General features: G+C 64.4%; 27 protein-coding genes and 1 riboswitch. Of the genes, 16 read left to right on the top strand and 11 right to left on the bottom strand.

From position 1 onward, the window contains the following. Nucleotides 1-45 precede the first annotated feature (45 nt). Entirely contained in the window at nt 46-609 is a 564-nt protein-coding gene (locus tag CH276_RS10865; protein WP_176459200.1) for a TetR/AcrR family transcriptional regulator, read from the top strand. Next, nucleotides 606-1,961, top strand: coding sequence for an ABC1 kinase family protein (locus CH276_RS10860; protein ID WP_094629150.1), 1,356 nt, complete (start codon nt 606-608; stop codon nt 1,959-1,961). The genes CH276_RS10865 and CH276_RS10860 overlap by 4 nt, the downstream gene beginning before the upstream one ends. A gap of 20 nt (nt 1,962-1,981) precedes the next feature. On the opposite strand, the gene CH276_RS10855 is transcribed toward CH276_RS10860, so the two are convergent. After that, on the bottom strand, nt 1,982-2,959 hold the full coding sequence (locus CH276_RS10855; RefSeq protein ID WP_094629149.1) for an NADPH:quinone oxidoreductase family protein: 978 nt from the start codon (nt 2,957-2,959) through the stop codon (nt 1,982-1,984). Nucleotides 2,960-3,065: 106 nt separating this feature from the next. Here CH276_RS10855 and CH276_RS10850 point away from each other — a divergent pair, with 106 nt between their 5' ends. Together CH276_RS10850 and CH276_RS10845 are read left to right on the top strand one after the other, a co-directional pair. Next, complete coding sequence (locus CH276_RS10850; RefSeq protein ID WP_094629148.1) at nt 3,066-3,752, top strand: dienelactone hydrolase family protein; 687 nt, start codon at nt 3,066-3,068, stop codon at nt 3,750-3,752. Beyond that, the gene (locus CH276_RS10845) at nt 3,739-4,647 is read left to right on the top strand and encodes an amidohydrolase family protein (protein WP_052049911.1); all 909 of its coding nucleotides are present in this window, start codon (nt 3,739-3,741) and stop codon (nt 4,645-4,647) included. The genes CH276_RS10850 and CH276_RS10845 overlap by 14 nt, the downstream gene beginning before the upstream one ends. Before the next feature lie 9 nt (nt 4,648-4,656). Here CH276_RS10845 and CH276_RS10840 read toward each other — a convergent pair whose 3' ends face one another. After that, nucleotides 4,657-5,502 (bottom strand): patatin-like phospholipase family protein, encoded by an 846-nt coding sequence (locus CH276_RS10840; protein WP_094629147.1) that lies wholly within the window; start codon nt 5,500-5,502, stop codon nt 4,657-4,659. A 28-nt stretch (nt 5,503-5,530) separates the two neighbouring features. Further along, the gene (locus tag CH276_RS10835; protein ID WP_094629146.1) at nt 5,531-6,385 is read right to left on the bottom strand and encodes an alpha/beta hydrolase; all 855 of its coding nucleotides are present in this window, start codon (nt 6,383-6,385) and stop codon (nt 5,531-5,533) included. Between the two features lie 169 nt (nt 6,386-6,554). On the opposite strand from CH276_RS10835, the gene CH276_RS10830 reads away from it, so the two are divergent. From CH276_RS10830 to CH276_RS10820, 3 genes are all read left to right on the top strand, one after another. Continuing rightward, nucleotides 6,555-7,751, top strand: a complete 1,197-nt coding sequence (locus tag CH276_RS10830) for an alkane 1-monooxygenase (protein ID WP_094629145.1) — start codon at nt 6,555-6,557, stop codon at nt 7,749-7,751. An 88-nt stretch (nt 7,752-7,839) separates the two neighbouring features. After that, nucleotides 7,840-8,160 carry a nucleotide pyrophosphohydrolase gene (locus CH276_RS10825; RefSeq protein WP_094629144.1) on the top strand — a complete coding sequence of 107 codons (321 nt, stop codon included), beginning with the start codon at nt 7,840-7,842 and terminating at the stop codon, nt 8,158-8,160. A gap of 79 nt (nt 8,161-8,239) precedes the next feature. After that, nucleotides 8,240-9,916: a DNA/RNA helicase domain-containing protein gene (locus tag CH276_RS10820; protein WP_254923868.1), complete on the top strand. Its 1,677-nt coding sequence runs from the start codon at nt 8,240-8,242 to the stop codon at nt 9,914-9,916. 44 nt (nt 9,917-9,960) lie between these two features. Here the strand turns inward: CH276_RS10820 and CH276_RS10815 are convergent, their stop codons facing one another. Next, nucleotides 9,961-11,163 (bottom strand): ATP-binding protein, encoded by a 1,203-nt coding sequence (locus tag CH276_RS10815; protein ID WP_032396811.1) that lies wholly within the window; start codon nt 11,161-11,163, stop codon nt 9,961-9,963. A 228-nt stretch (nt 11,164-11,391) separates the two neighbouring features. Between CH276_RS10815 and CH276_RS10810 the strand changes: the two genes are divergently transcribed. Beyond that, a complete protein-coding gene (locus CH276_RS10810) occupies nt 11,392-11,868 on the top strand; it encodes a 2-isopropylmalate synthase (RefSeq protein ID WP_094629142.1) in 477 nt (158 codons plus the stop codon). A gap of 48 nt (nt 11,869-11,916) precedes the next feature. Here CH276_RS10810 and CH276_RS10805 read toward each other — a convergent pair whose 3' ends face one another. Further along, nucleotides 11,917-12,453: a hypothetical protein gene (locus CH276_RS10805; protein ID WP_254923867.1), complete on the bottom strand. Its 537-nt coding sequence runs from the start codon at nt 12,451-12,453 to the stop codon at nt 11,917-11,919. Between the two features lie 114 nt (nt 12,454-12,567). On the opposite strand from CH276_RS10805, the gene CH276_RS10800 reads away from it, so the two are divergent. Genes CH276_RS10800 through CH276_RS10790 form a run of 3 tightly spaced genes read left to right on the top strand, consistent with a single transcriptional unit; the run spans nt 12,568 to nt 15,508 of the window. Beyond that, entirely contained in the window at nt 12,568-13,467 is a 900-nt protein-coding gene (locus CH276_RS10800) for a metal-dependent hydrolase (RefSeq protein ID WP_032396813.1), read from the top strand. Beyond that, complete coding sequence (locus CH276_RS10795; protein ID WP_094629141.1) at nt 13,464-14,570, top strand: PDR/VanB family oxidoreductase; 1,107 nt, start codon at nt 13,464-13,466, stop codon at nt 14,568-14,570. Before CH276_RS10800 ends, CH276_RS10795 begins: the two co-directional genes overlap by 4 nt. A 14-nt stretch (nt 14,571-14,584) precedes the next feature. Then, on the top strand, nt 14,585-15,508 hold the full coding sequence (locus CH276_RS10790; protein ID WP_094629140.1) for an alpha/beta fold hydrolase: 924 nt from the start codon (nt 14,585-14,587) through the stop codon (nt 15,506-15,508). On the opposite strand, the gene CH276_RS10785 is transcribed toward CH276_RS10790, so the two are convergent. Continuing rightward, nucleotides 15,484-16,419, bottom strand: a complete 936-nt coding sequence (locus CH276_RS10785; RefSeq protein WP_094629139.1) for a quinone oxidoreductase family protein — start codon at nt 16,417-16,419, stop codon at nt 15,484-15,486. The genes CH276_RS10790 and CH276_RS10785 overlap by 25 nt on opposite strands. 89 nt (nt 16,420-16,508) lie before the next feature. On the opposite strand from CH276_RS10785, the gene CH276_RS10780 reads away from it, so the two are divergent. Continuing rightward, the gene (locus tag CH276_RS10780) at nt 16,509-17,090 is read left to right on the top strand and encodes a TetR/AcrR family transcriptional regulator (RefSeq protein WP_094629229.1); all 582 of its coding nucleotides are present in this window, start codon (nt 16,509-16,511) and stop codon (nt 17,088-17,090) included. Nucleotides 17,091-17,096: 6 nt separating this feature from the next. Here the strand turns inward: CH276_RS10780 and CH276_RS10775 are convergent, their stop codons facing one another. Further along, nucleotides 17,097-18,365, bottom strand: a complete 1,269-nt coding sequence (locus CH276_RS10775) for an LLM class flavin-dependent oxidoreductase (protein ID WP_094629138.1) — start codon at nt 18,363-18,365, stop codon at nt 17,097-17,099. Nucleotide 18,366: 1 nt separating this feature from the next. After that, nucleotides 18,367-19,128: a 3-oxoacyl-ACP reductase gene (locus CH276_RS10770; protein ID WP_094629137.1), complete on the bottom strand. Its 762-nt coding sequence runs from the start codon at nt 19,126-19,128 to the stop codon at nt 18,367-18,369. Nucleotides 19,129-19,176: 48 nt separating this feature from the next. Continuing rightward, nucleotides 19,177-19,269: riboswitch (TPP riboswitch) on the bottom strand. Between the two features lie 105 nt (nt 19,270-19,374). On the opposite strand from CH276_RS10770, the gene CH276_RS10765 reads away from it, so the two are divergent. After that, complete coding sequence (locus tag CH276_RS10765; RefSeq protein ID WP_032396819.1) at nt 19,375-19,689, top strand: hypothetical protein; 315 nt, start codon at nt 19,375-19,377, stop codon at nt 19,687-19,689. Here the strand turns inward: CH276_RS10765 and CH276_RS10760 are convergent. From CH276_RS10760 to CH276_RS10750, 3 genes are read right to left on the bottom strand one after another with little or no spacing between them, the layout of a single operon-like run. Beyond that, nucleotides 19,679-20,974, bottom strand: a complete 1,296-nt coding sequence (locus CH276_RS10760; protein ID WP_094629136.1) for an alpha-amylase family glycosyl hydrolase — start codon at nt 20,972-20,974, stop codon at nt 19,679-19,681. The genes CH276_RS10765 and CH276_RS10760 overlap by 11 nt on opposite strands. After that, nucleotides 20,974-22,152 (bottom strand): alpha-hydroxy-acid oxidizing protein, encoded by a 1,179-nt coding sequence (locus CH276_RS10755; protein WP_094629135.1) that lies wholly within the window; start codon nt 22,150-22,152, stop codon nt 20,974-20,976. The genes CH276_RS10760 and CH276_RS10755 overlap by 1 nt, the downstream gene beginning before the upstream one ends. A gap of 9 nt (nt 22,153-22,161) precedes the next feature. Continuing rightward, on the bottom strand, nt 22,162-22,875 hold the full coding sequence (locus CH276_RS10750; RefSeq protein WP_094629228.1) for a type 1 glutamine amidotransferase: 714 nt from the start codon (nt 22,873-22,875) through the stop codon (nt 22,162-22,164). Nucleotides 22,876-22,923: 48 nt separating this feature from the next. Here CH276_RS10750 and CH276_RS10745 point away from each other — a divergent pair, with 48 nt between their 5' ends. From CH276_RS10745 to CH276_RS10735, 3 genes are all read left to right on the top strand, one after another. Continuing rightward, entirely contained in the window at nt 22,924-24,876 is a 1,953-nt protein-coding gene (locus tag CH276_RS10745; protein WP_254923866.1) for a helicase-related protein, read from the top strand. A 93-nt stretch (nt 24,877-24,969) separates the two neighbouring features. Then, entirely contained in the window at nt 24,970-25,125 is a 156-nt protein-coding gene (locus tag CH276_RS28450) for a DUF6131 family protein (protein ID WP_094611554.1), read from the top strand. Nucleotides 25,126-25,538: 413 nt separating this feature from the next. Further along, nucleotides 25,539-26,297 carry a GTP pyrophosphokinase gene (locus CH276_RS10735; protein ID WP_052050039.1) on the top strand — a complete coding sequence of 253 codons (759 nt, stop codon included), beginning with the start codon at nt 25,539-25,541 and terminating at the stop codon, nt 26,295-26,297. The last annotated feature ends 33 nt before the right edge of the window (nt 26,298-26,330 follow it).

Below are 26,330 nucleotides of genomic sequence, written 5' to 3'. Positions count from 1 at the left end.
AGCCCCGATACACCTGGCGTGTACCGATTGGTACAGTACCGGCTCATGAGCGATCGCCACAACGTGGTGCCGATACTCGCAGGGGTGTTCCGCGACCACGGATTCGACGGATCGTCCCTCGCGGTCATCAGCAAACGGACCGGCCTGGGGAAAGGCAGCCTCTACCACTACTTTCCGCGGGGAAAGCAGGAGATGGCCGAGGCTGTCCTCGACGACGTCGAACTGTGGTTCCACCACAACGTGTTCGAGCCGTTGCGACACGGCACCGATGCCGCGTCGACCACCCACGAGATGTTCGAGCAGACCGCCCGATACTTCCGGTCCAATCGACTGGTGTGCCTGTTCGGAGCGTTCACACTCGGTCTCGACCGTGCCGTGTTCTCGGGCCGCGTCGCAACGCATTTCACCCACTGGATCGACGCACTCACTCCGGTACTGAGCCGTCTGGGACACGGCGACTCGGCCGCCGAACTGGCCGAGGAGATCGTGGCCGGAATACAGGGCGCGTTGGTGCTCTCGCGCGCCTCCGACGACGCCACCCGGTTCGATCGACTGCTGGCGCGCCTGGAAGCCTCGGCGGCGCGGGTTCCTGCTGGGGTGAACGCATGACGCCCGAGCCCCTGACACCGAAGCCGGCACCCGAGCTGAGGAAGTTCGGGGTACGAGAACTGTTGCGGCTCATCGTCATCGGCTCGGTGTTGGCGTACTTCCAAGTCGTCGCGATCGGCCGCTGGGTGCGCGCGCCGCGGCGCGGGTGGCCGCTGCACGCCTCGGAGGCCGTCGTCGACGCCTTCTTCGTTCTCGGTCCCACCTTCGTCAAGGTCGGGCAGTTGATGGGGTCCTCACCGGGGCTGTTTCCCAAGGTCCTCGCCGACACCTGTCTGCGCTGCCTCGACGAGGTGCCACCGTTCCCCGGGGCACAGGCGCGCGCCGTGATCGAGGCCGATCTGGGCCGCGGAATCGACGAGCTGTTCTCCTCGTTCGACGACGTGCCGCTCTCGTCCGCCTCGGTCGCTCAGGTGCATCTGTGTGTGCGCCGCGACAACGGCCGTGAAGTGGTCATGAAGGTGCAACGACGAGGCATCTACCACCGAATGAAGATCGACCTGCGTATCGCGTACCTCATCGCCCGCGGACTCGAGAACTTCATTCCGTTCTTCGCCACGGCCAACGCGTCGGCCATCATCGTCGACCTGCACGCTGCCACCTTCGCCGAACTCGACAGCGCCGTGGAAGCCAAGCGTCAGGACAGCTTTCGCGCGGCAATCGGCGCGTTCGGCGACAACGAGCACGTCACCGCTCCCGAGGTTTTCCTCGACTACTGCGGTGGCCGTGTCATCTGCATGGAGCGCATGCACGGTTCCCCACTCGACCGCTACGAGCCGGGGGATCAGTCCGAGCTCATCGTTCGTCGCGCAGCCAAGGTCTGGATGGAAGCCCTTGTGCTGCACGGCCTGTTCCACGGCGACGTGCATGCGGGCAACGTCTGGGTTCTCGACGACGGCAGGGTGGCGTTCCTCGACTTCGGAGTCATGGGCGAGGTGGACGAGCAGTGGCGCGCGCTACTGCTCGACCTGTTCCACGCCACCGTGATCGACGGCGACTTCACCCGACTCGCCGGCACCGTCAAACGCCTGGGAATCGTTGCCCCACAGATGGGTTCGGACGCCGAAGTCGGTGCGATCCTACAGTCGGTCTTCGCTCCGATGCTCTCGGCAACCCTCGCGCACTTCAGCCTGGCGGACTTCATTCGAGCGCTGGTCGGCATGGGCAAGCAGTACAAGACGTCGAGCCCGGAGGAGTTGATCCTGGTGGCCAAGCAGCTCGGCTACTTCGAGCGGTACGCAATCGAACTCGCGCCCGACTGGGCTCTGGGAACCGATCCGTTCGTGTTCAAGAACGTCTTCCCTGCCGAGATCGCAGCCCTGGCCGAGGCAAGAGGCGTCGAGCTGCCGGAGTGAACCGGCAGCCCGACCGCAACTCAGCGCGTGAAGTCGAGCACCACTTTACCTGCGGCAGTGCGGTTCTCCAGTGACGCGATAGCGGCGGCAGCGTCGGCGGCCGGGAACATCGACGGCTCGGGTGCGCTGAGCGATCCATCGGCGAGCAGCGGTTCGATCTCGGCCCACTGCGTGGCGAGGTAGCCCGGGCGCGTCATCCACCATGCACCCCAACCGACTCCGACGACGTCGACGTTGTTGAGCAGCAATCGGTTGACCTTGACCGTGGGGATCTCGCCACCGGTGAAGCCCAGCACCAGGATTCGGCCCGACGGAGCGAGCGAGCGAATGCTGTCGGTGAACCGGTCACCGCCGACCGGGTCGACCACGACGTCGACGCCACGGCCGCCGGTCAGTTCCTTGACCGCGTCCTTCCACCCGTCGACGAGCACCACGTCGGTGGCTCCGGCGGAACGGGCGATGTCGGCCTTGGAATGCGAGCTCACGACGGCGATGACGCGAGATGCCCCGAGTACCGGAGCCATTCGCAGTGCGGAGGTTCCGATGCCCCCTGCTGCGCCGTGCACCAGGACCGTCTCGCCCGCAGCCAGACGGCCGCGTTCACGAAGTGCGAAGTGCACCGTCAGGTCGTTGAACAACAATCCTGCCCCCGCGGACAGGGACACCGACTCGGGTAGCGCGAAGACGGTGTCGGGTGAGACCACGGCGACCTCCGCCATACCGTCGCTCAGTCCAGTCAGCGCCGCGACGCGATCCCCGGCCGAGAAGCCGGACTCCGGCGGTGCCGACCGAACGATGCCGGCGATCTCGCTGCCGGGGACGAACGGCAACTCGGGCTTGTACTGGTAGAGGCCGCGGGTGAGCAACGCGTCGGGAAAGGCGACGCCGGCGGCATGAACCTCGATGACCACCGATCCGTCGCGCGCGGCAGGCTCGTCGACGTCGACCACGGTCACCGAATCGGGTCCGTCGAGGCTGGAGATCTGTACCGCACGCATGAGTTGTCCTCTCGGTCGGGATCGTTCCCTGCACGCCACCGTACAAAACAGCGAGTCCGACCGACGCTACCGGCATGTACTACGTGCGGTGTGCTCCAATCGAGGGATGAACACCACTCCCCTCACCGTCGTTCGGCCCGATGGTGATGCCCGCGGCGGCGTCATCGTCATCCAGGAGGCCTTCGGGGTCACCGACCACATCGTCGACGTCTGCAATCGCGTCGCGGCCGCAGGGTGGGTCGCGGTCGCCCCGCACCTGTTCCACCGGCAGGACGGCGTCACCGTGGTCGACTACTCGGACATGGATTCGGCCATGGCGGCCATCGGAGAACTCGAGGCGGACGAGGTGGACGCCGACGTGGACGCAGCGGCGACCGCACTGGCCGAACTCGGCTTCGAGCCCTCGTCCATCGCGATCGTCGGCTTCTGCATGGGTGGCAGTGTGGCGTTCCAGACTGCTGTTCGACGCCCACTCGGTGCGGCCGCGACGTTCTACGGCGGCGGAATCACGCAGGGCCGCTTCGGCTATCCCGCGATGACCTCGGTGGGCGACGCACTCCAGACGCCGTGGCACGGGTTCTTCGGGGATCTGGACGAGGGCATCCCGTTCCAGGATGTGGAGACGCTGCGCGAGATCACCGCGACGGCACCGGTGGCCACCGAGATCACTCGCTACGCCCATGGCAAGCACGGATTCCACTGCGACGACCGCCCTGCCGTGTTCGACGCCGACGCCGCCGCCGATGCCTGGGGCAAGACTCTCGCGTGGTTCGACGCCCATGTCGCACGCTGAGCCGCCACGCTCCGACGCCGAACTTCTCGACGAGACCGAACGGATCGTCGCCTTCTGGACCGAGCTGTCCCTGCCCGGCCTCTTCGACGTCCACACGCACTTCATGCCGAAGAACGTGATGGACAAGGTGTGGAGCTATTTCGACAGTGCCGGTCCACTGACCGGCAGCGTCTGGCCCATCTCCTACCGGTTCGCCGAAGAACAACGACTGGAGGTCATTCGGGGGTTCGGAGTACGGCGGTTCACGTCGATGATCTACCCACACAAGCCGTCGATGGCGGCCTGGCTCAACTCGTGGGGTGCCGACTTCGCGGCCCGGACCCCCGACTGCCTGCAGACCGCCACCTTCTATCCCGAGGACGGGGCCACCGAGTACGTCGAGCAGGCGTTGACGAACGGTGCTCGAATCTTCAAGTCGCACATCCAGGTCGGCAACTACTCACCGAACGACCCCTTGCTCGACGGTGTCTGGGGTGCCATCTCGGACGCGCAGGTACCCGTGGTGATCCACTGCGGTTCGGGCCCGGCACCGGGCACCCATACCGGACCGGAGCCCATTGCCGGACTGCTGCAGCGGTTCCCGACGCTTCCGCTGATCATCGCGCACATGGGCATGCCGGAGTACAGCGACTTCCTCGATCTGGCCGATCGCTACCGGAACGTGCGGCTGGACACCACGATGGCGTTCACCGACTTCTCCGAGGCGGGCGCACCGTTCCCCGAACACGAGCGGCCACGGCTGCTCGAACTGCAGGATCGCATTCTGTTCGGCAGCGACTTCCCCAACATCCCGTACCCGTATCTGCATGCGCTGCAGGCCGTGAGCCGACTCGATCTCGGTGACGACTGGGTGCGTTCGGTCTGTTGGGGAAACGGCGCTGCACTGTTCGGCTAGAGAGGTCCTCTAGACCCAGAACTCGGCGATGCGTTCTGCGATGGCATTGCCCTGCGCTCGTCCGGCCACGGCTGCAGCCGATCGAACTGCGATGTCGGTGGCATCGGGGCCGATGGCGGCCGACGAATCGGCGTCGGGGGCAACGACCTCCACCTTCGAGCCACCCTTGATCAGCCGCTCTCGTTCGACGTCGAAGGGGTCGTGCTCCAGATCGAGGGCACCGACCCTGAACACCAGCACCTTCTCGAAACCGACTGCCAGATCGGCGTTCTCGCTCGCCCGGATACCGCCGTCGACATAGCGGTGATCGCCTATGGTCACCGGCGGCCACATTCCCGGGATAGCGCAGCTCGCGGCCACTGCGTCGATCAGCTGGACGCCCGAGCCACGATCGAGTACCCGATGCCGACCGGTCACGGCATCGACGGTGACGATCCGTAGATCGCGATTGGGCCACGTGTGCGACGGCAGCCGGCGTTCGATGATCGCTCTGCGCTCACGCTCGGAGATCGTCGAGGCCGCCAGAGCTTCGGTGCCGATACGCCGACGCGTGTCGATGGCACTGCCGTCCGAGTTGTGGGCCGCCCGAGCCAGCATGGCGACCAGCTCGTCGATCGTCGCCTCGGCATGCGGTTCGTGGTCCTGCTTGGCCTCGTCCGCCTGACGCTCGAACAGCTCGGCCAACGTGGCTCCGCTCGAGATCTGGGCTGCGACCGAGGACCCGGCCGAGGTCCCCAGCAGCATCTCGGCGTCGCTGACGTCTGCTCCCGATTCGGCCAATCCCAGTAGGACACCCGTCTGCCACGCAATACCTGCGACTCCGCCGCCGCCCAATACGAGTGCTCGCCTGGTCATGGTCGTACCCCCTTCTTCGAAAGATCCGTCAGGAACTTACAGCGCCGGTGTGTACACGGGGACGTAGCCAAGCGATGAGGTCGTCGAGTACGCGCTCCTTCTCCGGTTCGTTGAACACTTCGTGGAACAGTCCGTCGTACTTCTTCAGGGTCAGGTCGTCGGATCCGGCGCGCTCGGCGATCAGTTCACTGCCCGAGACATCGGCCAATCGGTCTGCAGTTCCGTGCTGCAGCAGCACGGGAATTCTTAGCGCAGGCAGTCGCGTCGGGAAGGTCTCACCGACGCCCAGCATGGCTGCGGCCAGGCCGGCCGAAACCGCGCCGTGGTAGCCCAGCGGATCGGCGACATAGGCATCGACGACGTCGCGATCGCGGGAGACGAGAGCGGGGTCGAGCTTCAGCACGGGAACTGCCGGTACGAAACGTCCGAGGACCTTACCCACGGCCACCAGGGCTTTCGGCTGACCGACACTGGGGGCCACCGCGGGCCCGGACAGCATCAGGCCGTCGAGGTCGTCTTGGTGGTCGAGGGCGTACGACAGTGCGATGGCGCCACCCATGCTGTGGCCGAGCAGGAAGGTGCGCTGATTCGGATGCTCGGCGGCGGCGATGCCGAACAGTGTGTGCAGGTCGTCGGTGAAGTCGGACCACTTCTCCAGCGACACCCGTTTGCCGCCGGATCGTCCGTGGCCGCGGTGGTCGGGTGCATAGACTACGAGCCCGAGGGAGCCGAGTCGTTCGATGACGTGCCGGTACCGGCCGGCGTGCTCGGCCAGGCCGTGAGCCAGCACCACGATCCCGGTCGACGTGGTCTCCGGTGTCCAGACGTCGTAGACGATTCGGGTTCCGTGAACGCCGACGAACGACGACTCGACATGCTTCATTCGGTCACCGTACAAGGGCGGCGGGGCCTTCGACGGCTCATCGGCGAACCCACAGATTTTTGCTTGGGTAACTATCATCGTGGAACGGGCGATGTAGTTGTGACACGCCACTACCGATCAGTCCTCGCACCCCGGGGGCACGGCACCGACCAGGAGTGAAGAATCAAGAATGCGTGACGAGTCCGCCACGAGCACGTCGCCGCGGTGGCGCGACCCCAAACGCTACCTGTGGCCGCTGGGGTTGATCATTCCTCTGAGCCCGTTCCTGGCCTGGGGGCTGGTATCTCTCCTCGGCCCCGGGGCGTTCTGGACCCTCGGCCTGATGATCATGGGTGTCGCCCTACCGCTGGTGGACAGGTTCGCCGGGGTGGATCGCAGCAATCCTCCGGACGAGGCGATCGCCGCGCTGGAGAACGATCCGTACTACCGCTGGTGCGTCTACCTGTTCCTGCCGCTGCAGTACGCGGGGCTCGTCGCGGCCTGTTATCTGTGGGCGCACGGGCCGTTGGGAGTTCCCGAGCGAACCGGCCTCGCGATCACCGTCGGAATCGTCGGTGGAGTGGGCATCAACGCCGCACACGAACTGGGTCACAAGCGGGCGCGCCTCGAACGTTGGCTCTCGAAGGTGACGTTGGCGCAGACCCTGTACGGCCACTTCTACGTCGAACACAACCACGGACACCATCTGCGTGTAGCGACCCCGGAGGACCCGGCATCGGCGAAGTTCGGCGAATCGTTCTGGAAGTTTCTGCCGCGCACCATCGTCCACGGTCTGCGCTCGGCCTGGACGCTGGAATCCCGACGCCTCGCCCGGCAGGGCCTGTCACGGTGGTCGTACCGGAACAATCTTTTCAACGCCGGGGCGATGAGCGTCGCCCTGTTCACCGTACTGATCGCCGTCTTCGGCACCGTGATCGTTCCGTACCTGCTGATTCAGGCCGCGATCGCCATCGTGCTGTACGAGGCAGCGAACTACCTCGAGCACTACGGATTGCTGCGACAGAAACGGCCGAGCGGCCGCTACGGAAAGCCGACCCACCGGGACAGCTGGAACAGTGACCACCTGTGGAGCAACCTGTTCCTGTACCACCTGCAACGACACAGCGACCATCATGCGAATCCGGTGCGCCGATACCAGTCGTTGCGCACCGTCGACGAATCCCCGCAGCTACCGGCCGGCTACGCGGTGATGATCTTCTGCGCGCTGGTTCCGCCGCTGTGGCGCACGGTGATGGATCAGCGTCTGGTCGACTTCTACGACGGTGACGCAGACCTCGTCAACGTCGATCGGTCCGACCCGAGGGCAGTGCGGAAGCTCGAGCAGCTGTGTGTCGAGCGAGCCGAGGCCAGATTCCCCGCGCCCTGATAGGCCCGCGGGTCGAGGGACAGCGGCTCCTAGCCGAAGTCACAGGCTGAAATCACACTCGGTAACGGGGCAGTGCTACCTTGACGTGATGGTTGAGCGGACGACACGTGAGCAAATCGCCGCATTCGTCGCCGAGCGCGATTGGTCCCAATTTCATAGCCCGGAGAACCTCGCCAAGAGCATTGCAATCGAAGCCGGCGAACTTCTCGAGTGCTTTCAATGGAGCTCCGAAGCAGATGAGGCCGATGTTCGCGGTGAACTCGCTGACGTCTTGACTTATTGCCTACTCTTGGCCGACAAGCTCGGAGTGGACCCTGATCAGATCGTCCAGAACAAGCTGGCCATCACCCGTGAAAAATATCCGGTTGATAAGGCCTTCGGGCGCAGCGAGAAGTATGACGCCCTTTGAGATCCAGCGCTTGGACTTCACTACGGCCTCGATAGTCGACTGGACACCGCCGAACCCTCGGTACAGAAACTGGCCAGTCGTGTACGTCATCGACGGTGACGCGCTCCCAGGCCGAGGCGAACTGCTCCGCAATGTGTACGTCGGCGAAACCCTGAATGCCGTCAGCAGGATGAGACAACACCTCGAGAATTCAGAGAAACGACAACTCAGCAGTGTGCGAATCATTCTCGATGACAAGTTCAACAAGTCAGTATGCCTTGACCTTGAGTCCTACTTAATTCGCCTACTTGCGGGCGATGGAACCTTTCGAGTACTTAATCGGAATAGTGGCGTCGTCGAGTCGGATTACTTCGAACGTGACTCATACCGGACGAGCTTCAAGGATGTCTTCCAGTCACTTCGCGACGATGGAATGTTCACGCGATCGATCGCTGAGATCGAAAACAGCGACCTTTTCAAGCTGTCGCCATTCAAAGCCTTGACGCACGATCAGGCCGTTGCCGTCGAGGGAATTGTCGAAGGGCTACTCGAAGATCTTGAGTCGCCCAAGTCGAACAGCATGAGTGTCGTTCAGGGATCGCCCGGGACCGGCAAGACCGTCGTCGCAATCTATCTACTGAAATTGCTTATGGATATCGCTTTCTCACGCCCCGAGGACATAGTGGGCAACAACTCGATATTCTCAGAGTTCTTTGTCGACGAAAATCGGGAACGACTCAGCCAAGTCAAAATTGGTCTCGTCGTACCGCAGCAGTCTCTGCGTACATCGATTCAACGCGTGTTCGGAAAGACCCCCGGCCTACGACCCGACATGGTGCTGACGCCGTTTGATGTGGGAAAAGCGAAAGGCAGCTACGATGTCTTGATAGTTGACGAAGCACACCGGTTGAACCAGCGAGCGAATCAACCGTCAGGTGGCCAGAACAAGCTGTTCTCAGAGATCAACATCGCATTGTTCGGGTCCGACGATCCCGCCAAGACCCAACTCGACTGGATCAAGGCCAAAAGCGATCATCAGTTGCTACTCGTCGACGGCGCGCAACGTGTGCGACCCGCAGACCTGCCACTCGCGAGACTGCAGGCGTTGACGATCGATGCGGAAAAAGATATGCGGCTCTACAAACTCATGTCGCAAATGCGAGTCCGCGCGGGGGAAGACTACGTGTCGTACGTCCGCAGAATTCTCGGAGCAGAAACCAACCTCAAACAACTACGGCCAGAATCCTTTGCCGACTATGACTTTCAACTCTTCGATAGCCTTTCCACTATGCGCGAAGAGATCCACAAGCGCGATGCAGAGGTAGGGCTCGCTCGACTCGTCGCCGGCTACGCGTGGAAGTGGAAGTCCAAAAGAGACAAAGCGGCTTGGGATATCGAGCTGGATGGGGAGCAGTTGCGTTGGAACGGGAAGCAGGTCGATTGGATTGCGTCTCCCGGTTCATTAGCCGAGGTCGGCTCAATCCACACCGTCCAAGGCTACGACCTCAACTATGCAGGCGTCATTGTCGGCGCAGACCTGCGATACGAACAGGGCAGGGGACTATTCATCGATCGCGACTCGTATTTTGACTCGAAGGGCAAGGAGAATAACGCCAAGCTCGGCATCGAGTACAGCGACGATGATCTTCTGCAGTTCATCACGAACATCTACGCAGTACTGCTGACACGCGGAATGCTGGGCACGTACGTCTACGTTGTAGATTCGGGTCTACGCGAATATTTGGCTCGCTTCATCCCGCCGCACAGCCACGAATAGTCTGGATCGGGTTGGGCCACTTGTTGCGCAGTTGCACTGACAGCTCACACCGCTGCAGGTTCGTCGGTCTGCGCGCGCAGGTAGCGGCCGAAGTGCGGCACCGTGAAGGCGATGGTTCCTCGTTCGGCCGAGTAGATCAGGCCCTTCTTGATCAGTCCGTCCCGCGCAGGCGACAGTGACGCCGGCTTGCGCCCCAGCTCGGTCGCCACGGCCGAGGTCGGTACCGAGCCGTCGTCCACCGACAGTTCGGCCATCGCACGCATGTATTCGCGCTCGGCCGGCGTTGCCCGTTCGTAGCGAGAACCGAAGAATCCGACGGCCAGTTCCTCCTCCGCCGTCGGGGCGGCGACGCGCACGTCCTCGACGGTGATCGGGGTGTCGGCCGCGAGGTCCCACGTCGCCTTGCCGTACGCCTGGACGAAGTACGGGTAGCCGTCGGCGGCCGCGTACAGCGCATCCAGAGCGTCCGGAGTGAATTCGACATCCTCCCGGTCGGCCGGGGCGATCAGGGCCAGATCGGCCGCCGCTCGTTCGAGTCGGCCGATCCGGTGGTAACTGAACAGGCGCTCCGAGTAGCTCTTGGACGCCGACAGCACCGCGGGCAAGTGCGGCAGCCCGGCCCCGACGATGATCAGCGGCGCGGTGTCCTGGCTGAGCTCGTGGCAGGCAGCACACAGCGCGGAGATATCGGCTGGTCCCAGATCCTGCATCTCGTCGATGAAGATGGCGATGCCCACGCCCACGTCGCCGGCCAGCGCGGAGGCGTCGAGCAGCAGTTCCACGAGGTCGATCTCGATGTCGCCGGAGTCGGCGCGGCCGGTCTTGGCCGGGACGTCGATGCCGGGTTGCCAGCGTTCCCGCATGCCCTTGTCCGCGGTGGCGCGCAGTGCGAAGGCCTTGAGCACGCCGAGGAACTCGTCGACGCGTTCGGGATCGCGGTGCGAGGCCGCAATCCCACGAACCGCCATGTGCAGCGCCGACGACAGCGGTCGACGCAATTCCTGGTCGGGGCGAGCCTCGATCTTGCCGGTGCCCCATCCGCGGGCGATCGCGGCGGAGCGGAGTTGGTTGAGCAGCACCGTCTTCCCGACGCCTCGCAGCCCGGTGAGTACGACGCTGCGTTCGGGTCGGCCGCGGGTGATGCGTTCGAGCACGACGTCGAAGGCGTCGAGCTGCTTCTTTCGGCCTGCGAGCTCGGGTGGGCGCTGGCCGGCGCCGGGAGCGTAAGGGTTACGCACGGGGTCCATGGGGCCAAAGTTACAACGAATCGTGCGATATATGCGGACATCTAGCTCGTGTCCTAGAGATCTGTATTCGCTCGATACTTGCGCGCCAGTCCAGGTCGCGGCTAAGTTCGTCGCTGTGAAGCGCATTCTCGTAGTACGCCGCCGTAGCGGGGTCTGATTCGGACCGACCCCTCGCTGCGGGTCGTCGTGCTATCTCGGTCCTCCCTTCACACCCGGAAGACCACTCCCATGAATGCACTTGCTTCTTCTTTCGCCACAGATCCTTTCGACGCCCGTTTCGGCTGCGCTCTGCCGCGCACGATGCGGGACCAGATCGCCGAGTCCACCTGGCACTCCATGACGTGGACGGCCTTCACCGACCGCTTCTCGCCCACCACCGGGCCTCTTCGGCTCGGATCGTGGACCGGGACGAAATCCACCGGTTGCAAGATCGAGTTCGACGCCACCTTCGGCATCGGCGACACGATCATCGCCTGTGCTGCAACGACATACGGTCCGATCGAGGCGTTGACGTCGATGCTCCACGACGCCGGATTCCGGATCGAGATCCTCTCGTTCCACCAGCAGATCATCGGCGACGAGACGGCAACCTTCATCCTCGCCGAGCACGACGGTCGTCGCGAATGGTCGATGGGCATGGCTGCCGACGCCGACCTGTCGTCGATCAGGGCCGTCCTCGCCGGGGCGAACATCCTTTATCGGTAGCGCTTTCTTCCCCTGTCTAGCGCTCGTGCTAGACAGGGGAAGATCTCGCTAGGGCATCTCGATCGTCTCGGCTCGGTGGACTTCGGCCAGTGCACGGCGCAGATAGGTCTCGGCGCGACCGCGACGCACCGCGAGTAGGTCCGCGACCACCAACAATGCGTGCGCAGACCTGGGCTTCGTACGTGATTGCTGTTCGACGTCGGCGACGCCCAAGGCTCCGGTGAGCACCTCGACGAATCCCGCGATGTCCAGATTCGGCAGCCAGTCCGCGCCGCGCACGGTCCGGCCCAGTACCTCCTGGACGTTCTCGCCGGTCAATCCATCGCTATGTACCTCTTCGAGCAACGTGCGTACCATTTCGGCATGCACGTGCCCGGCCTGCGCCGAGTCCGAGCGGCCCAGTAGTTCGACGGCGTCGTCGAACGCGATCGGATCCCGCGCCGCAACGGCGGCGAGGGCATCGTTCGTGGCATCGGCGATTCTTCGGACCTCGACGGGCCATTCGGCAGGCCAGGCGATGGGGACGCGACTCGGGGGAGTCGACGCCGGGGCAGGGGGAATCGACACGGGGGAGGAGTCGGTCATCACAGCAGTCTCTCACTCGACTCCGACACGGTTCCTTTTACCTGTAACTGGTGTTTATACTAAAGCGCGCACTGTGGCATCGGCCACACATGCGGATGTGGAGGAAGTGGCTCGATGAACGAACGGAACACCGTCGCCTCGGATCCCGGCGAAGTGATGCTGCAGGCCAGGAACGTGAAGTTCGACTGGACCGATCTGCCGATGCACTGGGTGCCGGGTGACCCGTACACCACGCACGTTCTCAACGTGCTGCACCTGTTGCTGCCTGCCGGTGAGCACTGGTTCGTCGACACGTTCAAAGAGGCCCTGCCGTACATCGACGACGAGAAGCTGCGCGACGACGTCATCGGCTTCATCGGCCAGGAGGCCGTGCACGCCGAGGCCCACACCGGCGTACTCGTTCACCTCGAGGCCAAGGGGCTCGACCCCAAGCCTTTCACCGATCAGATGGAATGGACCTTCGGCAAGGTACTCGGAGCCGATTCGGTGACGAGTCTGCGGGCGAAGAACAACCTGGTCGAGCGCTTGGCCCTGATCGCAGCCATCGAACACGTGACGGCGTTCCTCGGCGACTGGGTGCTCAACGCGGACGGTCTCGACCGCGCGGGCATCCACCCCACCATGCTCGATCTGCTGCGCTGGCACGGTGCCGAAGAAGTCGAGCACCGCTCGGTCGCCTACGACACGCTCCGATACTTCGACAAGCGCGAGGTCCGTCGCCTCCGAACCTTCGTGCTGGTCGTGCCGTTGATGGCGTACATCTGGATGCGCGGGATCATCTTCCTGATGAAGAACGACCCGGAGCTGCAGTCCGCCCCGAGATCCGTGCGCAAGCCTCGGTCGGCTCTGTGGCGGAAGTCGGTCAGACGCGGCACCCTGCCCGCGTTGACGCACGTCGGTCGCAGCATGTCGCGCTACCTCAGGAAGTCGTACCACCCCAGCCAGGAGGGCTCGACAGCGCAGGCCGTCCGATACCTCGCGTCCTCGCCGGCCGCGCAGGCTGCGGCGAGGTGAAGCTCACCTCGCGTCGCGTCCCGCGGCTGCTTCCCAAGGATGCGCCGCCCGATCTGCGCGGACGGGCACATCCCGATCGGTCGATGCAGCTTCTCGGCACGTTTCTCAACGGATACATGCGTGCGGCTGCCGGTGCGGAGTACGACGAGGCCGTCGCCGGCCACAATCCCGATTCCGCGTTGACGTTGGTCGTCACCGAACGCGAGATCGTCGCCGAGGACAACGATGTCGCGGCCATCACGCTCGCCTCGCCGACGGGGGATCAGCTGCCGATCTGGCATCCGGGCTGCCATCTCGATCTGCACCTGCCCTCCGGCCGCCGCCGCCAGTATTCGTTGTGCGGCAACCCGGCCGATCGCAGCTCCTACCGAATCGCGGTACGTCGAATCCCCACCGGCGCAGGTGGATCCATCGAGATGCACGGGCTCGAGCCGGGCACCGAGGTCACTGTTCGCGGGCCGCGCAACGGTTTTCCCTTCGTCGGCGAAGGCAGTGCCCTGTTCATCGCCGGCGGGATCGGCATCACTCCCATCATCGCGATGGTCAGAGCTGCACGAATTCTCGGCATGGATTGGCAGTTCGTGTACTGCGGTCGATCTCGCGACACGATGCCCTTCCTCGACGAGATCGAGAGCTGGGAGTCGGACCGCGTGTTCGTCCGCACCGACGACGTGCACGGCTACCCCACCGAGGGCGAACTACTCCAGCGTGCACCCGCAGGAGGTGCCGTCTACTGCTGCGGCCCCACCCCGATGCTCGACGCCGTGCGCCGCGATTTTCGCCAGTGCCCGGCCACGGCACTGCATTTCGAGCGTTTCGGCCCGCCGCCCATTCTCGACGGCACTCCGTTCGAGGTGCAGCTGATCAGCACCGGTACCGTGCTCGACGTCGCGGCCGACGCGTCGGTGCTGACCGCGGTCAAGGAACAGAAACCGAACATCGCATACTCGTGCCAGCAGGGCTTCTGCGGTACCTGCAAGGTTCGGGTGCTCTCGGGTGAGCCCGAACATCTCGAATCTCGGCTCACTCCCGAAGAACAACGTGATCACATGCTCATCTGCGTCTCCCGGGCACGCAGCGGGCGTCTCGTACTCGATCTATAGAACGGAAAACACTGTTGAGCAGCAACGCAGTTCGGACGACGGTCGTCAACGAGGGGATCCGCCTGGCGGTGTTCGAGAGCGGCAACCCCGACGGTGATCCCATCGTCCTCGTCCACGGGTGGCCCGATACCCACGATTTGTGGAGCCACATCGTGCCCCAGCTGGAGGACCGCTTTCGGGTGATCAGCTACGATTCCCGCGGAGCAGGCGAGAGCACGGTTCCCACCGAGCAGTCCGCCTACAAGCTGGCGCGTCTGGCCTCGGATTTCTACGCTGTCGCCGACGCCGTCAGCCCCGACGCCCCGGTACACGTGCTCGCCCACGACTGGGGTGCCGTGGAGGTATGGGAAGCCGCGGCCCAGCCGCGTGCGAAGGACCGAATCCGCTCGTACACATCCATTTCCGGCCCGAACCTCGATCACCTCGGCAAGTGGTCGCAGTCGCGGCTGCGCAAACCCACCCTCACCGGTATCAAGCAGGTGCTCGCCCAGGTACGCGCGTCGTGGTACACCGTCACCTTCCACATCCCCCTCCTCGCCAAGCTGCGGATCAAACGGCAGTTCGCCAAGGGATGGCCCGCGTTTCTCGAAGAGTTCTCGGGCGTCGATCCCTCCCTCGTCACCCAGAACCCCACGCTGTGGTCCGACGCCACCAACGGCACCAATCTGTACCGCGCGAATATTCTTCCCATTCTGGGCAATCCACGCGACCGACACATCGACATCCCGGTCCACCTCATCGTCAACACCGAGGACGTCGCCGTGCGGCCGTACCACTACGACGACACCGGCAAGTGGGTGAAAGACCTGACCCGCAACGACATTCCGGCCGGACACTGGTCGCCGATCTCCCATGCCGACGACATCGCAAGGTTGACGCGAGAATTCATCGACTCGCTGGACGCGCGAGCCGGTCAGGGGACCAATATCAGTTTGTGACGGGTGAGTGGGGCTCGCTTCCACGCGCTCGCCACCTCGGCCAGCGGGACGTTCTCGTACTCCACGGTGATCTTGCCTGCCACGGCCCACTCGGTCAGGGTTCGGTAGGCCTGCGCCGTGGCATCGGGCCCGTAGTGCAGCGGCATGAAGCCGACGACGGTCGCCCCGAGCGATCGAAGGAGCTGCGCTGGTAGGGTGACCTCCGCACCGGCTCGGTCGCCGACCTGAACCAGACGAACGAGCCGATTTCCTGCGCGCAGTGCGGCCAGAGCGACTGTGCCCCAGGTGTAGTCGACCACGACGTCCGCGCCGGAGGATGCGTGCCGAATGGCGGACGACAGTTCGTCGACGCTCTTGTCGCCGACGGCCACCGTCGCTGTGGCACCGAGTTCTCGGGTGGCGTCGAGTGCACTCTCGTCGCGGCCTACCACGGTGATCGATCCGGCCCCGAGCAGCGTGGCGGCCTGCACGGCCAATCGTCCGACGACCCCGGTGCCACCGAGAATCACCACGCTCTCCCCGTCCTTCATCCGGCCGCCGTGGGTCAGCGGCATCAGCGCTGCCAGTCCGGCGTTGCCGAGCGTCGCGGCGGTCGAGAAATCCAGCCCATCGGGTAGTTCCACGAGCGACGCCGTCGGTACCAGCGCCTGCTGGGCCATCGAACCGTAGGGCGGGACCGGCGGGCAGAAATAGACTCGGCGACCGTCCTGCGTGGTGCCCGTTCCTTCGATACCGCTCACGGTCGGCAGTGACTGCGGGCTGAGGTAGTGGGTGCCCGCGGCGATGATGATGTCGACGGCATTGAGTGTCGCCGCCGCAACGTCGATCACCTCCATGCCGGGTGCCGGTTCCGGGTCGGCGTGGTCTGCGTACGTGGGCACTCCGAATTCGGTCAGAACTGCGGCTTTCATCCGTCCCCCTAGGAAGCGAATCGATATTCACTGAATCAATATTCAGTGTGTATCGTGACGGCAGAGGTGTCAACAGGGAGGGTGTGACGATGGCGGCCACGAGCCGGGCGCAGCAGGCCGAACAGACGCGCATCGAGCTGGAGAACGCTGCCCGCGTCGTGTTCGCCCGGTCCGGTTACCTCAACACCAAGATCGTCGACATCACCCGGCAAGCCGGCCGCGCAGCGGGGTCGTTCTACAACCATTACTCCGGCAAGGACGAACTACTGCTGGCGTTGGCCGAGCAAATCGGTGTGGATGCCGACATCATCGTCGCCACTCAGGATCCGACGGCCCGCGACCGCCCCACGATGCGGCCACACGTGGAAGTCTTCTGGCAGTTGATGACTCGACACCGCGTGGTGATCGATGCCCTCCGCGACGCCGCACTCGTCAATGCGGACTTCGCCGAGCGAGTGCACCGATTCACGCAGGTCCAGTTCGAGCCGTGGGTGAACCGCCTCGCGAATTTCGAGAAGGCGGGCGTCGAGCTACCGGCATCCCCGGCCACCACCGCGATGCTGATCGGCGGTGCGGCGGAGAACTTCGCCCGGCTGTGGCAGGGCTCGCCCGAGCAAGGACTCGACGCTCTGGTGGCGTTCGTCGATCGGGGTGTCTTCGGCGCTCGGTGAATCCACTCAGTGAGCCAGGTGCCCACGCAGCGTCGACGCGGTGTACTCCGATCGAAAGAGACTGCGCTGCTGCAATATAGGGACCACCTGATCGACGAAGTCGACGAGCGAGTCCGGGTAGCGAGGGCACATCAGATTGAACCCGTCGGCACCGCGACCGATCCACGACTGCATCTCGTCGGCGACCGACTCCGGTGTACCGATCATCGTGGCGTGTCCACCACCCGCCGCGAGGGTGCCGAGCAACTCTCGGACCGTGGGGGCATCCTTCTCGATGATCCGCAGAATCGTCTCGTAGCGCCCCTGCGGTCCGGTGAACTCCGCTGCCGGTGGCAGCGTCGGTACCGGAGCATCGAGTTCCCAAGCAGCGCAGTCCTGCCCGGTGAATGTCGACAGCATCGCCAACGACTGCTCGGTGGGGAGCAGCCGATCCAGTTCGGCTTTCTTGCGGCGGGCTTCGTCCATGGTCGAGCCGATATAGGTCACCAGACCTGGCATGATTCCCACCGTCGCGCTGTCGCGACCCGCACGGTCGATCCGCGTCTTCACGTCCTCGTAATAGCGTTGCGCTGCCACGAGATCGTAGGCGACGGCGTAGATCGCCTCGGCATACTTGGCCGCCAGTTCGCGGCCCGGTCCCGACGCTCCGGCCTGAAACAGGACCGGACGACCCTGCGGCGACCGCGGTACCGTCAACGGACCGTCGACCCGAAAGTGCTTGCCGTCGTGATCGATCGAGTGCACCTTGGCCGGATCGGCGTAGTTGCCACACCGATCGAGTGTCAACGCGTCGGCATCCCACGAATCCCACAGCGCCAGAGCCGTATCGACGAATTCCTCGGCGCGCGCGTAGCGCTCCTCACGAGCCGGAATGACGTCCATTCCGTGATTGCGGGCCTCGGCGTCGAACATGGAGGTGACCACATTCCAACCGGCCCGGCCGCCGCTGATGTGATCGAGCGACGCCAGCATTCGCGCAGCATGGAACGGGGTGTAGAACGTCGACGACACCGTGGTGACGAGCCCGATGCGCGTGGTGGCCCTGGCCATGGCCGACAGCGCGGTGATCGGCTCGAGGAACCAGGTGCCGGCCCCGGCGGGATCGCGAACCGAATGTCCGTCGGCGAAGAACACGGCGTCGAACATTCCCCGTTCGGCGAGCTGCGCGAGTTCCTCGTAGTACGAGATGTCGCCCAGGTCCTCCACCCGCGAATCGGGGTGCCGCCACGCCGCACTGTGGTGCCCGCAACCGTAGAGAAAAGCGTTGAGGTGCATGTCAGTCCTTGACCAGGCCGCCGTCGACGACGAGGTTCTGACCGGTGACCGACCGCGCCCACGGCGAGGCGAAGAACAGCAGTGCATCGGCGAATTCCTCGGGGGTGGTGACGCGTTGCAGCGGAGTCGACGCAGCAATGAAGTCGAACACTTCGGCCGGAGTGGCCGCGCTGGCGTCGGTGGTGCGCAGCAGTCCACCCGAGACCATGTTGACGGTGATGTTGTCCGCGCCCAGATCGGCGGCAAGAGTGCGGGTCAGGGAGAGCAGAGCCGCCTTGGACGCCGTGTAGTCGTGGTACGGCACCACCGGATTCTGGAACAAGTTGGTGCCCACGTTGACGATTCGGCCGAACCCGGTCTCGCGCATACCCGGCAGTGCAGCTTGGGTGGTGAGCAACGCCGCGCGGACGCTGCCTCGCAGTTGCGCGTCGAAACGCTCCCAGGTGATGGTGTCGGCCTTGGGGCGGGCATCTCCGTCGAAGGAGAAATCGGCAAGTGCGTTGTTGACGACGGTGGTGATCGGGGTGCCGAAGTGCTCACGTGCAGTGCCGAACAGCGCGGCGACGGCCGACTCGTCGGTGACGTCACCCTGCACTGCGATCGCGTTCTCGCCGAGCCGGTCTGCCAGCGCCTCGGCAGCATCTTTGCTGTTGCGGTAATCGATCACCACACGTGCACCCTCACCGGCGAACGCCGCGGCGATCGCTGCTCCCAGTCCGCGTCCACCGCCGGTGATCAACACTGTCTGCTCGTCGAATTTCATGCGCCTCGCCTCTCGTTCGAGGTCGGGACCGTCACGAGGGGACAGGAATACCGAACGTCACGACATTCCCTTCGCTGGTCCTAACCAGATCAGGTTCGACGGGTGTGTTCTCAGCCCCTGGGGGCACCCCGTGTCGCGCTCGACTGTACCCACCGGTCTTGGCAGGACGCTGCATTGCCGTCGATACGGCTCTCTAGCTCAGTTGATAGATACCCGAATACGACGATGACAAGTTACTGTGCCGCCATGGCCGAACGCGTCTACCTGGAGTATCGCCTCGACGAGAACGTCATCTTCGTTCTCGACCACCGCACCGTCGAGGTGTTCGACGCCGCCGTGAGGATCGCATCGGGCGGGCGCTGTCGGTGGCATGTGGATCAGCTCGGCGTGGACGCGAAGCCGACCCGGGACGGCACCAAGATCGTCCTCGGTCTGCGAACATCCGACGGCAGCATCGGCTACTCGGGCGACCGAATGAAGTTCACTGTCACCGACGAGCAGTTGCCGCACCTGCTGGCATTCTTCGACCGCGCGAAAGCGGCCAGGGCCCTCAACCGATGACCGCCCAGCCGTGCGGCGGAACGTTCACCCGCCCGTCGTTCAGGCCCGCTTCCCCGGCCAGCACCTCCCTGCCCTCGACCGCGTAGTCGATCGCGTCGTCGCCGAGATTCAGTGCCACGGTGATCGACTCGCCGTCCGCAGAAGCTCGGTAAACGAGTGCGGTGTTGGTGAGCTCGAGAGTTTCGGTGCGGGCGGAGTACAACCACGGGCTTCGGCGTCGTAACCCGATCAGCTCCTGGTGAATTCGGAACACGGGCCAGCCGTACGGGGCCAGATCGTCCGGGGATTCGGGGTACTCCGGACGCACGTCGTCATCGCCGCCGACGCGGTCTTCCTTGATGCCGCGGAACGCTTGCTCGTCGCCGTAGTAGATCATCGGCATACCGCCCACGGTGAACAGAACCACCAACGCGTGCAGCAGATGTCGCTCGTCCTCGATGACGCTCGCGATGCGATTGACGTCGTGGTTTCCGACGAATGTGGCAGGTACGAAGGCGTCGAGCCAGCCGTTGTGCCGCTCCAATGCATGCGAGAGCTCGAAGAAGTTCTTCTCGCTCAGACCGCTCCAGATCGCCTTCCACAGCTCGTACTGGGTGACCGAATCCAGCGTGGAGGCCGAGACGATTCGGTCGTAGTCACCGTGAATCACCTCGCCCAGAAAGTATGCGTCCGGGTGCTTTTCGCGAACCTTCGGCAGTACCGCCGCCCAGAAGCGCGGCGACACCGCATAGGCCGCGTCGAGTCGCCAGGCGTCGACGCCGCGTTCGAGCCAGTGCGAGAGCACGTCCACGACGTACTGCTGCACGTGTGGGCTCTCGTGGTTCAGCGCAACCAGTTCGTCGTGCCCCTCGAAGTTGCGATGCGTCGGCTCGTCGCCGGACCAATCCAGATGGAACCACCCTGCGGCCTCGGAGTCCGGCCCCTCGGCCAGGGCCTGACGGAACTTCGGAAAGCTCTGTGCCACATGGTTGAAGACGCCGTCGAACATGATCTTCAGGCCACGGGAGTGCGCTGCGGCGATCAGTGAGTCGATGTCCTCGTCGGTGCCGAGCCTGCCGTCGACGTGGTGGTAGTCGACCGTGTCGTAGCCGTGCTTCTCGGATTCGAAGATCGGACCGAGGGCGATGCCCGACGCGCCGAGCTCGAGTGCGTAGTCGAGCCACTTCTCGATTCTGTTCAGCCGGTGCAGCTCCGCTTGGGACTCCCCGTCCCAGCCGTGGACCGGTGCGCCGGTGAATCCGAGTGGGTACAGATGCCACCAGATGGCGTGCTTCGTCCACTCCATCAGGACTCCATGATCGAGTCGCGGCCGAGCTCGCCCGCACCGGTGTGGCCGGACAGGCTGGTCACCAGGTCGAATTCGGCCAGCAGGCAACGCAATACGTGCGCCACGCCCTCCTGTCCACCGAGTGCGAGTCCGTAGAGGAACGGTCGGCCGAGCAGTACCGCATCGGCCCCGAGCGCGAGGGCCTTGGCCATGTCGGCTCCGGTGCGCACGCCCGAGTCGAACAACACTGTCAGTTGCTCGCCCACGGCGTCGACGATCGAAGGCAATGCGTCCAGTGATGCTCTGGCCCCGTCGATCTGACGACCGCCGTGATTGGAGACGACGATGCCGTCGACTCCGTGTGCGGCCGCCTCCCTGGCGTCGCCCACGGTGCAGATCCCCTTGAGCACGATCGGGCCGCTCCAGTGCTCCCGCAGGAACGTCAGGTTCTTCCACGAGAGACCGGGGTTGGGGAACATCTGCGCCCAATGCATCGCGGCGGCAACGGGGTTCTCCTCGACGGGCTGGGCCAGCCCGGCCTGGAACGCCGGATCGCTGAGGTAGTTCTCGATGCCGAGGTTGGCCAGGAAGGGAAGATACCCGCGGTCGAGATCGGCGGGCCGCCAACCCAACAGGGTCGTGTCGAGGGTCAGCACCAGGGCGGTGAAGCCGGAATCCTTGGCGCGCTGCAGGAAGCTCAGCAGCACCGATTCGTCCGTGGGCCAGTACAGCTGGTACCAGCGGGGAGCGTCGCCACCCGCCTCGGCGACCTGCTCGAACGAATGCGATGCCTGCGTCGAATGTATGTACGGCACACCGAGTTCCGCAGCTGCGCGGACGGTGGCGAGCTCGCCGTCGGGGTGGGCGAGGGTCTGGATCCCCACCGGTGCGATCAGCAACGGAGCGGGCATGTCGGTGCCGAGCACGGTGCACGCGTGGTTGCGGGCCGCTGAGCTCCGCAGCATTCGCGGCGTGATGGCCCACCTGTCGAAGGCGACCCGGTTCGCACGAGCCGTCGAGCCACTGCCCGCACTGGCGACGATGTAGCCGAGAGCCTCGGGCGAGAGCTTCTCGGCAGCCTGATCCTCCAGCCGCGCCAGGTTGGTGGTGATCGACGGTGTCTGCTGCGCGAACATCCCGGCGGCGTAGATGCCGAGTTGGTGATCGCTGAAGTTGCTGGGCCTGGCCTCGGTCATCGTTCGACCCTACCGGGGCACCGCCGAGGCTCGGGCGAGAAACGAGTCCAGCAGAGCCGAGCACCGCAACCGAGCTGCAGGTTCGGCGTCGGCGATGGCTCGGCGAATCTCGTGCACGTCCACCTCGTGTTCGACGCCGTCACGGTCCCATGCGGCCGCCCACGCGTCGTACGTGTCGAGGTCTATTTCGGGGTGGAACTGCAGTCCGAGGTGCGGTCCGTGTACGAACGCCTGTTGTGCGGCCCCGTTGCGGGCGATCACCGTCGCCTCCGGGGGAGCGACGAAGGTGTCTCCGTGAAACTCCATCCACGGGCCGACGGCGACGAGCTCGGGATCGGACGACTCGACGTCGACGAAACCGTACTCGGGATGCTCGGACTTGCGCACGCTTCCGCCGAGCACCCGAGCGAGCAACTGACCTCCGAAGCAGACACCCAGGATCGGGACCTGCGCGTCGACGGCCTGCCGTACGTATGCGATTTCCGGCGCGAGCCAGGTCAGCGTGTCGTCGTACGCAGCGTCCGGCGAGCCCATGACCACCAGCAACTGCGCCTCGGACAGCGACGGCGGCGCGGTGTCGGGGCTGTGATCGAAGGAGTGCACGTCCAACTGGAAACCCCTGCTGCGCAATTCGGCGTCGAGGGTGCCGATGTCGCGTCGCGCGAGAGCCGGGTCCCGGTCGTGGACGAGTACTACGGCGCGTGGGTCGTTCGTGTATGTCACAGGGCTCCTTTACGGTGTTCGTGCACACCGTACGACAGACTGGATCCGATGCCACCTCGTAGACGCACAGCCCGATCCACCACTGCCCGCACCGTCAAGGCCGGGCAGAGCAGCGCTGCGCGAAAGTTCGCGGCCGCGAAGAACGGTGAGCCGGCACCGAAGAAGGCCGCTGCTCCGAAAAAAGCCGCACCACGCAAGCGGGCCGCTCCGCGCAAGACCTCGCCGCGCAAGACTGCTGCCCCCGATCTGCGGGTACCCGATCCCGGTGAGCGCGTCTGGGTGCTGGACGTGCCGTTCGAGGATCGGTCGGCGGCAGGCGCTGCCGGAGCGCGCTGGTATCCGGGCCCTCGGGTGTTCGCGTACTACGGCACCGAGTTGCCGGAGTATCTGCAGCCGTACGAGTCGATGCCGTACAGCCTGCAGCGGTGGCTCGAGGACGACGCGAACGAGAATTGGCGTGACGAAGCTGTGCGAGAGCGGGCGATGCAGCCTCGCGACACCCAACTCGAGTCCGTCGGGCGCCATCTCGCCGCCCTCGAGGCCGGTTTCCCGTACTTCGCGCAGATGGATTCGACGGGTCTGGGCAAGACGCTCGCGGTGTGCGAGGCCGTCCGGCAGATGTCGGCGGCCGAGATCGGCACGGTGCTGGTGGTCGCACCCAAGGGCGCGCTGCCGGGGTGGCGTCGCACCATCGCAGACAGCGAGGCAGACATCGAGCCGTCCGAGCGCAAGCGTTGGCTGCTGATCACCTACCAATCGACGAAGAAGCTCCTGTCGGTTCCGCCGGAGACCGATCTGGGCAAACGCAAACGGACACAGAACAAACGGACCATCTCGCTCGGTGAATTGCGGTTCGACATGGACGTGGTGATCGCCGACGAGTCGCATGCGCTGATGAACATCGAATCCCAACAGTCGCAGATTCTCTGGCGGTATCAGGAGGCGGCCCGTTCGGTGGTGTGGATGTCTGCCACGCCCGGCTATCAGCCGCTGCACTTCGCGTACATGGCTCGGGCGGTGGAGCGCAGTCGCGGCGTCGAGATCCTGGGCGACGAGGAGTACCTCGGGTACGCGGTGACGATGAAGTGGGCCGAGTTCCTCATCGAATCCGGGTTCGCCGTGAAGGCGGGCAAGGCGACGACGGGGTTGACGACGTGGCGCTGGGAGCCCGAGGACGCGGCCCGCCGCGCACGTGACATCGCGGCCGTACACGGCTGGCTGTCGGGAGGCACTGTGCCGTGGTCGATTTCGCGTCCCTCGCCACCGACGCCCCGCGAACCGCTCGGACAGGAACTCACTGCCGCCCAGAAGCGGCTGTACAACTCGGCATGGGTGGACTATCGCAAGGAAGTCGGGCTGCCGATCTGGAAGGCCGTCGGCGGAAAGCGCGTGCTGCAGAAGAACCCGAGTACTCGCGCGGCGACGCTGCGGTTTCGCCAGAAGTGCTCGTACTTGCGCATTCCCGCGTCCGCGGACCAGGTACGGACGTGGGTCAAGGCCGGCAATCAGGTGTTCGTCTCGATGTTCTACCGCGAGTCGGTCGCCGCGCTCGCGCAGACTCTGCGGGACGAGGGTCTCGATGTCGCCGTGGTCGACGGCTCCATGAGCAGCCCCGAGCAGGAGGCATCGATCAGACGTTTCCAGACCGGGGCGGCGTCGGTCATCGTGTCGACCACCACCAGTGCAATCAATCTGCACACCAACGAGTTACTGCTGCCCGAGGGGACGGTCTCGACCCTGGCCCCGCGCGTGACGCTGATTCACGACCCGAGGTGGACACCGATCGACATTCGCCAGATCGAGGGGCGTGCGAACCGAATCGACAAGGACCACAACCACACGACCTCGACCTGTTACTACGGTTACGCCGAGGGCACGGTCGAAGAAGAGATGGTTCTCACCGGCATCGAGCGCATAGCAGACCTGGGATCGATCGTGGGGCAGGCGGATCTGATCGACCCGGAGGCCTTCCTCGCGGCGAAAGTCGACGCCGGAAAATAACGGCAATCGTGATCGATCCTCCACCTGACGCGGGTACGTTCGGTCCCATCGGCATTCGTCGGTAGCGGGCTCACAGATGCACCAGGAGTAGTCATGATCGTTCTCGGAATCATCCTCGCACTCATCGGTTATTTCGCCGGCATATCCATCCTGACGACTATCGGCATCATCCTCGTGGTCGTCGGCGCGGTTCTGACACTGCTCGGTTCGATGGGGCGCGCAGTCGGTGGCCGCAAGACGTGGTTTTGACCCACACGTTAGAACACACGTTCGATTTCTGTTAGTCTGAGCGTGCCCCCGGAGTTGGCGATGCGGCCAGCGGAGCCACTTCGGGCGGTCCAGAGCGGACTGTACGGATTCTCGAAGGCGGTCGCACGCAATGGCAGTCGAACCCGAGCCTGCGGCCGGCTCGCTCTATCGCGTCGGGGATCGATGGGCCGAGAGAGCACCGAAGCGTTGTGGCAACGGTCATCGGCTCGTCGCAGGGTCGGTTCTCGTCGGTTCGCGGGCATGTTCGTGTGAACTCGGACATCACCGGACGCATCAGTGCCAGTCCTGTGGCGTCGTGAGATTCACCCCCGAACTGGGCCCGTCGTGCAGTGATGCAAGCTTCGATTCGCGCGCCGCGCGCGCCCGACCTGCCGTCGTGGACAATCGTGTTCATGAACGAGGTCATGAAGAACAGTGAAACCGCGGTCGACCTGGGTCGACTCAGGCACGATTTCACGCGATTCATGATGAGCTACAAGTTCGGGATCGACGAGCTGATCACCAAGATCAACATCCTCAAGCAGGAATTCACCCACATTCACCGCTACAGCCCCATCGAACACGTCTCGTCGAGGTTGAAGACGCCCGAGAGCATCATCGACAAGGCGCAGCGCAAGAAGTGCTCGCTCAATCTCGACGCGATCCGCGAGAACATCTTCGACGTCGCGGGTGTGCGCATCACCTGCAGCTTCATCTCCGACACCTACCGCATTGCCGACATGCTCAGTAGCCAGAGCGATGTGCGCGTCGTCGAGACCAAGGACTACATCGCAAACCCGAAACCAAACGGCTACAAGAGTTTGCACCTGATCGTCGAGATTCCGGTGTTCATGTCCGACCGCGTCCAACCGGTGCTCGTCGAGCTGCAGATCCGAACCATCGCGATGGATTTCTGGGCAAGCTTGGAACACAAGATCTTCTACAAGTACCGCGGAGAAATTCCGCCCACTCTGCTGGCCGAACTGACCGAGGCCGCCGAGAGCGCGAACAAGCTCGACGAGAAGATGGAAAGACTGCACGACGAGGTGACGGAGCTCAACGGCGATGCCGAGAACTCCATCACTCTCGGTTCGATGCCACCGTTGGCATTGCCGCCGGAGTTGTTGCACATGCTGCTCACCGCGCAGGCCGACGCGATCGACCCGGAGTAGAGACCCGCACTACGACAAACCCCGCTGCTCGAC

Source organism: Rhodococcus sp. 06-470-2, from assembly GCF_002258235.1.
Taxonomy (GTDB): domain Bacteria; phylum Actinomycetota; class Actinomycetes; order Mycobacteriales; family Mycobacteriaceae; genus Rhodococcoides.
The sequence above is the reverse complement of the archived record's forward strand: the minus strand, read 5'-3'. Positions and strand labels throughout refer to the sequence as shown.